Below are 12690 nucleotides of genomic sequence, written 5' to 3' on the forward strand. Positions count from 1 at the left end.
GGACAATGACAATGAAACATACTTCTTCAATCAGCGGGATCGCGAGCTTTAAGGATAAATTTATCGCAACGGCGGGTTATGACAACCGTGTGATTTTGTGGAATGCACTAGACAATACACCGATTAATCAAGTGAACCATGATCATCTTGCCAATCAGTGCAGCTTTAGTGGAGATGGACAATACCTGGTGAGTTCGAGCAGTGACTATAGTGCTCGCATCTGGCAACTGCCTGACTTAAGGTTGAAAACGGTGCTTTATGGTCACACTGATGACGTAGAAATGTCGCAGTTTTCGCCAGATAGCCGTTTAGTGGCGACGTGTTCTCGTGACCATACCATTCGGATTTTTGATCTCAATGGCGAGACGCGCCAGATTATGCGTGGACATGAAGCTGATGTGATTTCGGTAAGTTGGTCAGCCTGTGGGACGTCTTTGATTTCAAGTAGCGATGACGGAACCATTCGTACTTGGGATGTGGACTCCGGACAACAACTTGCTTGTATCGATTTAGGTGGCGTCGAGACCGATACCATTGCGTTAAGCCGTGACGGAAAGATTTTTGCTGGTGATGATGAAGGCCGATTAACGGTTATTGATGGCGAACAAAAAACACACATTAATGCACATAAAGCCGGTGTAAAGCGTGTGGTATGGGACGAATCAAGTCGCAAGCTCATCAGTTTGAGTTATGACCGAAGTGCGATTATTTGGCAACTGGTGGATGGGCAATTAGTACAGCAGTCGCAAACAGACTTACCAAGTATTGTCTGGCCTCGTAGCTGCGCATTCCTAGGCGCTGATCGCGTAGCTTTTGTCACGTTTGGTTCAACTTATGCGATATGGAATTACGCAGACGATGAGTGGTTGACGGAGCATATCGATGACTCAACCAGCTTGAATGCCGTATCAAGTATTGAAGGTCGCCTCTACGCGATTGGAGATGCAGGGAAACTGTCTGTAGACGGCAATCCAGTTCAAGAGATGGGTAGCTTGTGTAACTTCCTACAACCATTTGGTGAATACCTACTGTCTGGTGGGCAAATGGGTAAAGTTTTTGACGCGAAAACAGGCAAACTCATCCACCAGCATCATTCGCCTCTAAACTGCTGTGCAACATTTTCACGTCAAGGTGTTGAGTTCGCGGTGATAGGTACCTACACCGGAGAGGGGTTGCTATTTAATCTCGATAACAGTGGCGCGATTGCCTATTACGGGACGCTGTCCATGCACGACAATGCGATAAAAGGGTTGGCAGCCAACGGAGAGACGATCTTTAGCGTATGTGCGACGGGTGCTGCGGCATACCACGACATTGAATCTTTTGAGCTTTCCAGTTATCTGCCAGAAGCGCATGAGAAAATCTCCAACGCTTGTGTGGCGTTTGGCAAACAGTATGCGAGTGTCGGACGGGATCTCAAGTTAACGCTTTGGATTGACGGAGAGCCACAGCGCTATAGCAGCCCGCATATGAACTCAATAAAGTGTATCGCCAGCAGTGAAGATGAAAGATATCTCGCTACAGGTAGCTATGGGGGTAGCGTAGCGGTATTTGATACGGTTGAACGCAAATGGGCGCCTTTAACTAAACCAACAACCAGCGGTATTTCGAGCTTGATTTATTGCAATGACAAACAATCATTTGTTGCGAGTTCTTATGATGGACAAGCTTACGTTATCTAATCACTATCAGGCTGCCTCTGGCAGCCTTTCTCCCTTGATTAGAGTCATATTATTTAATTGAGATTATTCGCCTAACGAATAATAAAGATATTTTTTAGAATTTCATAAATGAAACTAATCATGTAACAATAAAATCAAATAAAGTTATCAAGGGGAGCAATATGTCGTATAACTTTTCAATGACTCTGGTGCTTTTTTCACTGATTGCTGTTATTGCTGGTGCATTAGTGCCTTTTCAGGCTGGGAGTAACGCATTTCTTGGTAAAGAACTAGGGCATCCTTTATGGGCGACAGTGGTGTCGCTTGTTATCAGTTTGTCTGTGGTATTGCCGATTTTAATCGCATTGAAAGTGCCAGCAATGAAGGTTGACACTATAGGCAGCTTACCTTGGTGGGCTTGGTTTGGTGGGGTCGCTGGTGTTATCTACATCACAGCAGCGTTAGTCCTAACACCAAAGCTAGGTGCGACAACCTTTATTGTTTGTGTCATTACTGGGCAAGTCATTATTTCACTATTTATTGATCATTTTGGCTTAATGGGCTTACCAGCAAAAGAGATGAACTTAGGCCGAATAATGGGCGTTTTACTCATTATATTAGGAATGGCACTGGTGCAGTATTTTACGCTAGAAAAGCCAACACTCTCAGCCAAGGTTGAACATAAGACACAAGAAATATCAATTGCGGAATAAAACAAGTAGGGATAACGATGAACAATCAATTTTTATCAATTTTAGAGAAAAGACGTTCTATTTATAGCTTAGGAAACAACGTTACTCTAGCTAAGGATTACATTTCAGAGCTTATCAACCATGCCGTCAAGCTGACACCCTCTGCGTTTCACTCTCAAAGTACGCGTGTGGTGGTGTTATTTGGCGATCACCATTTAAGACATTGGGCGTTAGTGAAACACGAGTTAGGAAAATTACTGACGGCAAGTGAACTCGATAGCAGTGCGTCGAAAATTGATGCTTGTTTTGCTTCTGGTTTTGGTACGGTATTGTTTTTTGAAGATACCGATGTGATTAAAGAGCTTGAGCAAGCTTATCCTCTGTATGCAGACAACTTTGAAAAATGGTCTGAACAGGCGAATGGAATGGCGCAGTTAACGGTTTGGACGGCACTTGCTGAAGAGAATCTTGGTGCGACACTGCAGCACTATAACCCATTGATTGACACCGCAGTAGCGAATGAGTGGCAGTTGCCTGAAAGCTGGAAGCTTATCGCCCAAATGCCATTTGGTACGATAGAAAACCAGCCAGACGATAAAGAGTTCATTTCTGATCTGCAACGACAGCTTGTGTTTGAATAAACTCCATACGAGCTAGGGCTGTCGGTTCTAGCTCATAAACTCACCTAGAAGACTTTACCGAATATAGGTTTGTCTAGAAATCTATATTCTGTACAATGAGTTAAGTTATCGTTGTCATCCAAATGCATAATATGAACTACCTAAGACGAGTCGATCTTAATCACTTAGTTACCTTACAGGCATTGTTGTCTGAAAAACACATTTCACGGGCAGCGGTAAGGCTGAATAAAAGCCAGCCTGCAGTGAGTCACTCGTTGGCCTATCTAAGAAAAACATTTGATGATCCTTTACTGATTAGGAAGTCTGGCAAACTTGAGCTCACGCCTAAAGCAGAGGAGCTTTTGAAACCGTTAGACGAAGCGCTCTCTCAGTTGACGACACTCTTTGAACCGCCGGAGTTTGACCCTAATCTGGCCAGTCGTACTTTCCGCGTTGCGATGTCGGACTACGGTGCGAAAGTGATCCTGCCTGAACTGTCTCGACAAATTAGAGCCATAGCTCCCAATATTAAGCTGGTTGTGACACAAGGCAGCAGAGATGCAATGATCGCTAGTGTTATTGATGGGGAAACCGATCTTGCGTTTGGCGTATTTCCTGAAATAGGTCAAGAGCTGCAAGTCGAAACGCTATTCAATGAAGAGTTTGTCTGTGTCGCCGATAGTTCAACGATACCCGAGTGTGGTTATTTAGATTTAGCCGCTTGGTTGGCGCGATCTCATCTGCTGGTGGCGTTGAGAGAAGGGACTGATAACGAAATTGAACAGTCACTCAACAAAATAGGCCACAAACGAAACATCAGTATGATCTTGCCACACTGGAGAACAGCCGGTGAGTTAGTGGTCGGCACGGATCTTATCCTAACGGTCGCAGCCAGAGCATTGGAATCGGTCGATAGTAATCAACAGCTGACGGTTTTTCGGCCACCTTTCCACATTGACACCTTTGACTTCGATATGATTTGGCACCGTAGAAAGGCGACGGACCCGGCTCATATTTGGTTGAGAAAAATGATCGGTAGAGTACTCAACTCAACTGAAAATAAATAAAACACTCCCACTATGGTGCTCCGTTACTATTTTTATATGAAGCACCATCCTCGTCTCAAATGATCAGTCGATATTAAATTTATAAGTTAATTTAATATCACTTTCGATATTTTCTATTTTATCAAGCTGTAGAATTGGTGCGGAAGAAAGTGCCGTTATTTTACATGTAAATAAATCTATCGCATCGTGACCGAGTAATATAGGTGCTTGGTAGATGACTATTTCATTTAACATATTCGATTGAATAAACTCTGATATTAGCGTCGGCCCTGACTCGACCAAAATGTTGTGATAGTCAGTGTTTGCTAACCACTGTTTAACGTCGCTTAAACAGACCTTGTCTTCATAATGCTCAACCTTGATCACTGTAACGCCAAGGTCAGTCAGCCGCTTTTCTTTCTCTGGTTGTACAGAGAGGGATGTGGTTAAAACCATCACCTTTCTGTCGCAGTGTTGCGTGATGACCCGTGAATCTAATGGAAGACCCAGTTTGGGATCGAGAATAATAATGTCAGGTTGCTTGATATGCTCTGTTTCGAACCGTGCAATCAGCAATGGGTCGTCGGCGAGCATGGTATCGATGTCGGTAATAACAGCACAACTTTCTGCACGTAGCCGCATTGCATCGTGGCGGCACTTATCATTGATAAGCCCAAGTCTGTGGCCATTTTTAATCCCACTTTACCATCTAGGCTTGCGGCCACCTTGGCTACAACCCGCGGCGGTAAGCCTTGCATTCTGCGTATATAGCCTTCATTGAGTTGGAGCGCTTCTTCTTCACAACATCCTACTTCTACTGCAATTCCGGCTTCTTGTATCGCTTTTACACCTCTGCCCGCCACTTTAGGGTTGGGGTCTAGCATTGCGACAACAACCTTGCTCGGTTTAGCGCTAATAAGAAGGTTACAGCAAGGAGGTGTGCGCCCGAAGTGAGAGCAAGGCTCTAGAGTGACATAAATAGTGGTGCCCTCGTATTGAGCAAGGCCGCCTTTTAGCGCGTTGACCTCTGCATGCGCACTTCCTGCGACTTGATGGAATCCGGTCGCGATGACTTGCTCATTCTTAACCACCACGCAACCGACTCTTGGGTTCGGGCTTGTCGACATGCAGCCTTTTCTCGCCTGCTGTAACGCCAATTGCATATATTTATTATGCATTCTAATCTTGCCTTTAATAACTTTATATAATTATCAAATGTTATCATGTTAGATAAATTTAAATAGTTAATAATTCACGAACAAGTTGACGCAGTTCAAAAGGTAATGCTTAGTGACAAATAAATATATCAATTTATTATTATAGTGGAATAAATTTCAATAATATAAGGGTTAGATTTATTATTTCTCATCAAAAATATTTTATTACTCTCTATTTTTCCCAAATAGCTTCTAGGAGCTCAACGTATATACCACTGGCCACGCCATTGTCAGAATAGGTCCAGGGTGGGTATTCTTCGGTTATCCAGATTAACTCTTTCCATGATGTCGTTGAAGCCATCACTTGGAAAGAAAAAAGGACAACAATCACGTGTAAAAATACCTTTCCCATGACATAAAACCTCGATGAAAAGAGTCCATTATGGAAAGTATACTAGTGTGGAGCCATTGCCTGTCCTTAAATCATTGACTCATGCAAAACAAATCACTATTGCCTTAGCACGTAGATTTCACTTTATAGAGCAAAAGCTCTCGTCTTTGATTGTTATCCCACCAATCAAGAAACAGTAAAAACTCAATTTCAATAATTTTATAAACCGTGCGCATATTTATAGATTAACTAAAACAACAATATGCAATAAATTGAATAAGTGCATAGTGTGAAATTTGTAATCAGGTTCTCTTTGGCACAACGAGAGTCCACTAGACATGCTTGATGTTTGTAGTAGGCCATGTTCAACAATCTCTTTTACTATTCAAAGGAAGACAGTATGTTTAAGAAATTATTAAGTTGTTGTATTGCCTCGACTCTTTCAGTCGTTTCAACTTCGGGGCTTGCGCAACAAAATCAAGGAGGAGCCATTGCATCTGAGGACCCAATGCTTGCGCCTTTAATGACAGCGTCGGCAAAATCTGCGATTAAAAATCAATACATCGTTGTGCTAAAGCAACCACTGACGATGAGCAATGATCAACAAGCCCTTCAGCAGTTTACCCAACAAACGGTGTCTGGTCTCGCTAGCCAACATGCAGTTAAAATCGATAAAGTTTATGGCCGCTCGTTAAGTGGTTTTGTCGCTACTCTTTCTGATGAACAATTGAAAGCCCTGCGTGCTGATCAACAAGTCGACTTTATTGAACAAGACCAAATCATCTCGCTCGATCCTGTTATCTCGGCGAACGCTAATCAAAGCAATCCTGTTTGGGGATTAGACCGCATCGATCAGCGTGATTTGCCACTCAGCAACAGCTACACCTACAACTACGATGGTTCAGGTGTGACCGCTTATGTAATCGATACTGGTGTGACAAACACGCACGTTGAATTCGGTGGCCGTGCAAGATCAGGCTATGACTTCGTCGACAACGATAGTGACGCGACTGACTGTAACGGTCACGGTACTCATGTAGCGGGCACCATTGGTGGTGCTCAATACGGTGTGGCGAAAAACGTCAATATCGTCGGTGTACGTGTACTAAGCTGTCGTGGCTCTGGTACGATTTCAGGTGTCATTGGCGGTGTGAATTGGGTAGCGGCCAACGCCTCTGGCCCATCGGTGGCCAACATGAGCTTAGGTGGGGGTGTTTCAACCGCTCTTGATCAAGCAGTAGCAAGCGCGGTTCAGTCAGGGATCAGCTTTATGCTTGCAGCTGGTAACTCCAACGCTGACGCTTGTAACTTCTCACCAGCGCGCGAAGCAAGCGGTGTGACTGTCGGTTCGACAACCAGCAGCGATAGACGTGCAAGCTCCTCTAATTGGGGTCGCTGTGTTGACGTGTTTGCGCCCGGTGCGAATATCAAATCGGCTTGGTACGATGGTGGCTACCGCACCATTAGTGGTACATCGATGGCAACACCTCACGTAGCAGGCGTCGCGGCTCTGTATCTGCAAGAAAACAACACCCTGTCACCAGCTCAAGTCTCAACGCTGATCAGCCAACGTGCGAGCACAAACAAAGTCAGTGATGCTAAAGGTACTGTCAACAAGCTGCTATATAGCCTAACCGACAGTATTCAATGATTTCCAATTTCTAGAAAAAATGCCAGTCAGCAAATCCTGACTGGCATGATTGTTTAAGGTTATGGGAGCAATGAGGAGCACCGCTGCCTATCGCCAATTTTACACTATCCTTTTGTACCTTTGGTTGTGTATATCGTGGCTTCGTAAGTAATACGGCTTTTGGTACCGGTTCTTAGGCTCAAGCGACAAGAAGATTACTCAATCGAGGTAATAAACTTGAACTTGTCTGATTCTGCTTTAGTGATCCAGTGTTCACCTTCAACAGGCGCTGCGTCTAGCGTGAAGAGGTAAAAATCGACCCCTTTGTCACCCAACATGGTCTTAAAGTAGGTGGCTTGTTTACGGTGGCTAGCATCTGTGTAAGGGATCTGTTTGGCAGATTGATTGCCGTTACTCCAGCTATGAACGCCGATCTGTTTATTTGTTTCTATATTATCGACGTCTTTGCTACGTTGAAGAACTCGAGATTGACCTGCAGCGAAGAGATCCGTACCACCTGAAAATACTGAGCCTTTCGGGGTAACGACGGTTTTCATCGCTTGATTATGGATCATCATGCCAGTGTACATATTGATGTCGTCATCTGCGCTTCCACCTATATTGTTATTGAACTTTATTACCATCTTCTGGCCAGGATATTTTTGGACAATCGAGGCAAGCTCAAGGTAGGTGCTAACTCCTAAGGTTGAATGAATTCGTTCGTCGGCTGAGGTGATGCCAAATACATCTTTATAGAAACCAGTAAAAGCAAAAGAGGTGTCGATATCGACGCCGATGCTGTTATCAGTCGCTGTCAAAATGGTGGAACCGATGCTTGAGAGATCACCGATTAGTTCGTTATTGAATTCGACCTTGATCGACTTTTTAACCTTCTGGGTAACGGATTGAATCAATGTCTTGTTACCAGATTCTGATTGGGTCGAGTCGCCACACGCAAACAAATCATATAGCTCACCTTCGCGATAGATAGCACAATCACTGTCATCGTCAGTGGTCACAAACAGATCCAGACCTTTATCGCTACTATTTTGTAAATGAATGACAAGGCGTTCTTCGCCAAGTTCTTCTGCGTAGCGAACCCGATTGTAAGTGGTTCCGTCAAAACTTACGCTCATTGAGTCAAGTAACGGTCGACGTTCTGCCAATACACTCGCAAGATCAGTATCATTGAAGTTGTAGTTTGCTAATGGTTTATCTTGGGTTATGCCTTTTCTGTTGCTGTTGTTGCCTGAGCTTGAGTTACAGGCTGCCAATACGATGAGTGGTGCGGCAAGTAGCAGGTGCTTGTAATTAGTCATGTATGATTCCCTATTGGATTGATAGGGGCAGTGTAACGAGGGAAAATGTCAGTCGCTGTCGTGATCGTGTATGGGTATGTCATTGCATATGATTGCATTGGGTAATAATGGAGAGTGATAAATAAATGATATCTTCTCTGAGTAGGGATGTTTTGCCTCTTATCAGTCAGGCTTTCGACTTGATTACTGGTTGAATAGTTGCCAAACGCAAGCCTTGTAGGCAACCTATTTATGGCATAACAAATAATACTCGTTGTTGAATATGGAGTGAATTTAGGACGTCTTTTGTCATTTCTGACCGCGCTCGCCATTTTTAGACAAAAACAGAAACGTAAAGAATGGCCATAAAAAATACCCAATTTAAGCCCATAAAAACGTCAAAAGAACGTTTCTTTTCTCTTCTTCGATGCCTGATAAAAGGATAAATCAGGCAGAAATAGGAGAATAGCCCCCAGCGCCTACGCTATTCATAGCAATGTAATTGATGCTCTTAAAACGTTGAGGCTCTTTAGCCAAGTTGTCGACCAATTGATTGATATGCTTTTTATCACCCAAAGAGTAAACGACAAGATGATAAAAATAGACCCCTCCCCACACGAAAAATAGCAACCCTAATAGTGGTTTTATGTCTGACATCTGTTTCCCTAGAAAGTTGAGCCCATACTGAAGCCATTAAAAATGTTTTTATTTATACACGCTTCAATACCATCAGCAATACATTGCTTAATGTGACTTGCGGCTTGTTGCAGTTTTTATCATCTATGTACGACTTGGGTTAATCAAGCATTAGTTATTCAATTCATTGAATAATTTAGTTAATCTTGACGCTTTACTAGTGGTGAAATCATTCTTTATTACGATTTGTCACCACAATTGAGAGCGCAAATGAAACCGCAAATAATCCCCGTCAATCTTCAGGATAAAGCCTCACTGCAACAGGCTTTGGAAACCTTTCAATCTCACCTTCAGGCGGTGTACAAGACCGGCCAGCTAATTAATCAGGTGGGAGGGTTTGTTTCACATGACAACAGGCTGTTTCAAACCTCAGATCTACAGGACCCGGAGCAAATTCAGGGCATGGCCAGATTTGGCAGTATTAATGATCCCGGCTTTGAGCAAATGGAACGCTTATCTGAGCTGGAATTAGAGCAGCTCAACCGCTCGGATGTGTATTTAAAGTTCTCGCATGTCACTGTGTTTCAACACGCCCTGGCTGATGAAGCGTTTAAACCTCTAGTGCTGCGTATTTGTCAGGAGCTGGTTGAGTTCAGTATTCGGGTCAACTCTTCTAACGAGCTGTTTTTCTCTTCCAGATCCATTTTCGGCACGTATCTATTGGTGTTACTGGCGGAAAAATACCCAGAATACGCCTATCTGATAGGGGAGTTTGTTCCGCCAAACGGCGATTATCACCAGCTGGGCTATCACTGTACCGGCGATATCACCTATCTATTTGACAAGTATGGTTATGATCCCATGATGCTGGATATTCTTGCCAGTACCCGTTGTCCGAATCTCATGAGCGCGATGGCAGAAGGTTTTTCTGACTGGAGCAGGTTTAGGCCCAATTTGCTCAAGTGCTTTTTAGCCGATGAACAAAAGTATCAGTATTTTGTTCAGGCGCTGAAAGCCTCGCTCACTCGCAGGCCTGTGGACACGCAAAGCTTATGGTTAAGCGAAGAGTTGGAAGCTTGTTTTGATGAAATGATGGATGATGCCGCGAACCAAAACGAGGAGTGGGACGAAGACGATCAAGAGTTTGGTGAACTGGACTTTCACGGCAGGCCTATGTCTGAGGTACTTGAGGCGCTGGATGAGACGCTGTTCGAGCTGGTCAAAGATGTGCCATTGGCTGAGCTGTATTACTACAGTGAACCTGTGTATGAAGGGGTAACCTTAGGTGACACCCGTGATGATCCCTTCTATCAGGAATACAATGAAGACAGCGAATACGAGACTAACAAGGCCTTCTTTTTAGAGGGATTCGATAACGGAGAGAAGATTCTTGCCTATATCGAACACAATCAGTGCTCCGAGGTATTGGACGAGCTTGTGCCCACCAATATCCGCAAGCTGGCGCGTGACAAGAAGTTGTACATCTTCAAACGCTTTGAATACTTTGGCTCGGGTGGTTTTGAGCTGTCCGAAGAAATTGACCATGACGTAGAGCTGTCCGATATTCTGGAGCGCTTTTTTGTTGCCTATCTCAACCCGGAGCTGTTTGGCATTGTAGATGATGGCGAAGCCGAGCAAGACCAAAAGTGCTTGCGAACCTTAGACGTATTGGTGCGTTTGCTGGGTAAAAAAGAACTCAGCGGCAGTGAACTCAAAGAGGTGGTCGATGAATTTGAGTTGTGCTCGAAAAAGACGCGGTGAAGCGCTATACCCTGAAAGCGCTGAGCAAAGATGAGATAAAAGACAGGGTGTATGGCCTGATAAATGAAGACACCATAGACACTTTTGGTCGCGCCAGGCTCGAGGAGTTACACGACTTTTTTAAGCGCGATGAAGCCCTGTTTGGCGAGATGCTGGACGAGGTGATTCTGCGCGCCTATCAGGATACCGACCCGGATATTTTGGCGCTGACCCCTGATCTCAATCAGATTGACTACGCCAGAGGCTCTCAATTACTGAGCGTGGCGTATATTTTGTGTCAGGAAGCGAACTCCTTTACCCCGAGCGAACATCTGGGTGCGCTGGCCGGGTTTTACAGCGAGCACGTATTTAAGAGCTTCTATCGGGAGATGGCGCAGCATCACGAATTAGACTGTGATGAAAAAGCTCAGGCTCTGTCCGAGAAAATCAAAGCCTATGTCGAATCCCAGGCATCCGGGGGCAATAGCCTGTTTGCCAAGCTGATGAAGCAGGAGCCTGCGGCGCAAGCGGTGTCTAAAGATGAGGCGCTGGCCTGTATCCGCGAGCTGTTAGCCAGCCCAGATGAGGAGACGGGTACACTGCACAGCGATGTTTTTGTTGTATCTGATGATGTGGGCATGATATTGGCGTCTATGCTGTATGCCGCCAAAGTGGCGCCTGCACCGTTGAAAAAACAGCTATTAGCGCTGTATGGCTTGATGCTGGAGCTGTTTCCCGCCAAAACCCTGTTGGTGAGCTTTTATGAGTTCTCCGAAAGCGGTGTTTACACCTATCAAACCACGAACGATGAAATTGAAGCGTTTTGCGATTTTATTACCGATCTGGGAATCAATGAGAAATACGCATTTTTACTGCGCATTGTGATGATTCAAAAAGCCCAAGTGCGCAAACATGTCGATGGGTTTAACAATGATAACGGCCTGAGGGATGCCTATTTGCGCCTGCTCAATCGCTATAGAAAAAAAGACGAGCAGGACCCGAACGAGCCAGAGATGCTGGCCAGAAAAGAGCGAAAGATCTCAGAGGCGATAAGTGCAGCGGTGGACCTTTTAGACGACAAACACAGGCAGCGCTTTCTCGGTTTTGCGTATCCGGGGTTTGATGAAGCCGCGTATAATGCACTCGTCACCGCTGAGCTTGTTCCTGAATTGGCCGCATTTTTTTCTGATAACACAGACGCGGATGAAGCTGAATGTGAGGCGCTTGTCTATGCATTGATGGACTACCTGATGGGCGAACTCTCCCTGACCGACATCACACCCACAGTGTTGACCAAGCTCAGCCGAGGCAAACCCTGGGAGTACACAAGAAATATTTGTGCAACCCTGCTGTGCGCCTCCGACGCCCGATGGCAAAAGTTATTGGCGTTTTTATTTGCCAGCGATAACCTGGATAACATTGATGATTTCTTTGATATTTTGGATAACAAGTTCCCAGATGGCACTGAAAACGAGCCTAAAAGAGCAGCTGAGATGGTGAGACTTATTACACAAGCCGGGCTTGAGGGTGAGCTGGCCTATGCCTTTTATCTGCGTCAGTTTGAGGCGTTTGATACGGACTGGTATTTTGACGAAAACCCCTTTACCCCTGTGATACTCCGCCATTTGGAAGAGATTCAGGCCAGTGCAACGCTGACGGCCAGTGAAGCGTATGACTTCTTTATGCGGGAAAAAGCGGAGAATCAGGATTAAACCCCAACTCAGTGTTTGATGCTTTGATAACATCCAGACTCAGAGAACAACGTCTGTACCAAGAGAAGCGAGAAGTCTATATTGGCGATACCTAAGCGGTGCTCGTA

General features: G+C 44.8%; 10 protein-coding genes and 2 pseudogenes. 7 read left to right on the forward strand and 5 right to left on the reverse strand.

Features of this window, described 5'->3' with window-relative positions; genetic code table 11:
• The first annotated feature begins 11 nt into the window (after positions 1 to 11).
• The 4 genes from KW548_07810 to KW548_07825 all read left to right on the forward strand — a co-directional run bounded on the left by KW548_07810 (position 12) and on the right by KW548_07825 (position 4040).
• Complete coding sequence (locus KW548_07810; protein QXX07841.1) at positions 12 to 1682, forward strand: WD40 repeat domain-containing protein; 1671 nt, start codon at positions 12 to 14, stop codon at positions 1680 to 1682.
• A 161-nt stretch (positions 1683 to 1843) separates the two neighbouring features.
• Positions 1844 to 2374 (forward strand): DMT family transporter, encoded by a 531-nt coding sequence (locus KW548_07815; GenBank protein ID QXX07842.1) that lies wholly within the window; start codon positions 1844 to 1846, stop codon positions 2372 to 2374.
• Between the two features lie 17 nt (positions 2375 to 2391).
• Positions 2392 to 2994 carry a nitroreductase family protein gene (locus KW548_07820; GenBank protein ID QXX07843.1) on the forward strand — a complete coding sequence of 201 codons (603 nt, stop codon included), beginning with the start codon at positions 2392 to 2394 and terminating at the stop codon, positions 2992 to 2994.
• Positions 2995 to 3125: 131 nt separating this feature from the next.
• Positions 3126 to 4040: a LysR family transcriptional regulator gene (locus KW548_07825; protein QXX07844.1), complete on the forward strand. Its 915-nt coding sequence runs from the start codon at positions 3126 to 3128 to the stop codon at positions 4038 to 4040.
• Between the two features lie 63 nt (positions 4041 to 4103).
• On the opposite strand, the gene KW548_07830 is transcribed toward KW548_07825, so the two are convergent.
• The 3 genes from KW548_07830 to KW548_07840 all read right to left on the reverse strand — a co-directional run bounded on the left by KW548_07830 (position 4104) and on the right by KW548_07840 (position 5588).
• On the reverse strand, positions 4104 to 4661 hold the full coding sequence (locus KW548_07830) for a RibD family protein (protein ID QXX07845.1): 558 nt from the start codon (positions 4659 to 4661) through the stop codon (positions 4104 to 4106).
• Positions 4589 to 5197, reverse strand: a complete 609-nt coding sequence (ribD, locus tag KW548_07835) for a bifunctional diaminohydroxyphosphoribosylaminopyrimidine deaminase/5-amino-6-(5-phosphoribosylamino)uracil reductase RibD (GenBank protein QXX07846.1) — start codon at positions 5195 to 5197, stop codon at positions 4589 to 4591. The genes KW548_07830 and ribD overlap by 73 nt, the downstream gene beginning before the upstream one ends.
• A gap of 211 nt (positions 5198 to 5408) precedes the next feature.
• Positions 5409 to 5588, reverse strand: coding sequence for a hypothetical protein (locus KW548_07840; protein ID QXX07847.1), 180 nt, complete (start codon positions 5586 to 5588; stop codon positions 5409 to 5411).
• 379 nt (positions 5589 to 5967) lie between these two features.
• Between KW548_07840 and KW548_07845 the strand changes: the two are divergent.
• Positions 5968 to 7209, forward strand: a pseudogene (locus KW548_07845) (S8 family peptidase).
• A gap of 203 nt (positions 7210 to 7412) precedes the next feature.
• Here the strand turns inward: KW548_07845 and KW548_07850 are convergent.
• Positions 7413 to 8516, reverse strand: a complete 1104-nt coding sequence (locus KW548_07850) for an alpha/beta hydrolase (protein ID QXX07848.1) — start codon at positions 8514 to 8516, stop codon at positions 7413 to 7415.
• A 313-nt stretch (positions 8517 to 8829) separates the two neighbouring features.
• Positions 8830 to 9152, reverse strand: a pseudogene (locus tag KW548_07855) (hypothetical protein).
• Positions 9153 to 9401: 249 nt separating this feature from the next.
• Here KW548_07855 and KW548_07860 point away from each other — a divergent pair.
• A complete protein-coding gene (locus KW548_07860) occupies positions 9402 to 10892 on the forward strand; it encodes a hypothetical protein (protein ID QXX07849.1) in 1491 nt (496 codons plus the stop codon).
• Positions 10871 to 12583: a hypothetical protein gene (locus KW548_07865; GenBank protein QXX07850.1), complete on the forward strand. Its 1713-nt coding sequence runs from the start codon at positions 10871 to 10873 to the stop codon at positions 12581 to 12583. The genes KW548_07860 and KW548_07865 overlap by 22 nt, the downstream gene beginning before the upstream one ends.
• Positions 12584 to 12690 lie beyond the last annotated feature (107 nt).

It is taken from the genome of Vibrio neptunius (genome assembly GCA_019339365.1).
GTDB classification, from domain to species: Bacteria; Pseudomonadota; Gammaproteobacteria; order Enterobacterales; family Vibrionaceae; genus Vibrio; species Vibrio neptunius.

What these genes read in the sequence shown, in the direction of transcription:
- KW548_07815 (QXX07842.1), top strand. Translation starts at nt 1,844, where the DNA reads ATGTCGTATAACTTTTCAATGACTCTGGTGCTTTTTTCACTGATTGCT.
- KW548_07810 (QXX07841.1), top strand. Translation starts at nt 12, where the DNA reads ATGAAACATACTTCTTCAATCAGCGGGATCGCGAGCTTTAAGGATAAA.
- KW548_07860 (QXX07849.1), top strand. Translation starts at nt 9,402, where the DNA reads ATGAAACCGCAAATAATCCCCGTCAATCTTCAGGATAAAGCCTCACTG.
- KW548_07850 (QXX07848.1), bottom strand. Translation starts at nt 8,516, where the DNA reads ATGACTAATTACAAGCACCTGCTACTTGCCGCACCACTCATCGTATTG.
- KW548_07825 (QXX07844.1), top strand. Translation starts at nt 3,126, where the DNA reads ATGAACTACCTAAGACGAGTCGATCTTAATCACTTAGTTACCTTACAG.
- KW548_07840 (QXX07847.1), bottom strand. Translation starts at nt 5,588, where the DNA reads ATGGGAAAGGTATTTTTACACGTGATTGTTGTCCTTTTTTCTTTCCAA.
- ribD (QXX07846.1), bottom strand. Translation starts at nt 5,197, where the DNA reads ATGCATAATAAATATATGCAATTGGCGTTACAGCAGGCGAGAAAAGGC.
- KW548_07830 (QXX07845.1), bottom strand. Translation starts at nt 4,661, where the DNA reads ATGCGGCTACGTGCAGAAAGTTGTGCTGTTATTACCGACATCGATACC.
- KW548_07820 (QXX07843.1), top strand. Translation starts at nt 2,392, where the DNA reads ATGAACAATCAATTTTTATCAATTTTAGAGAAAAGACGTTCTATTTAT.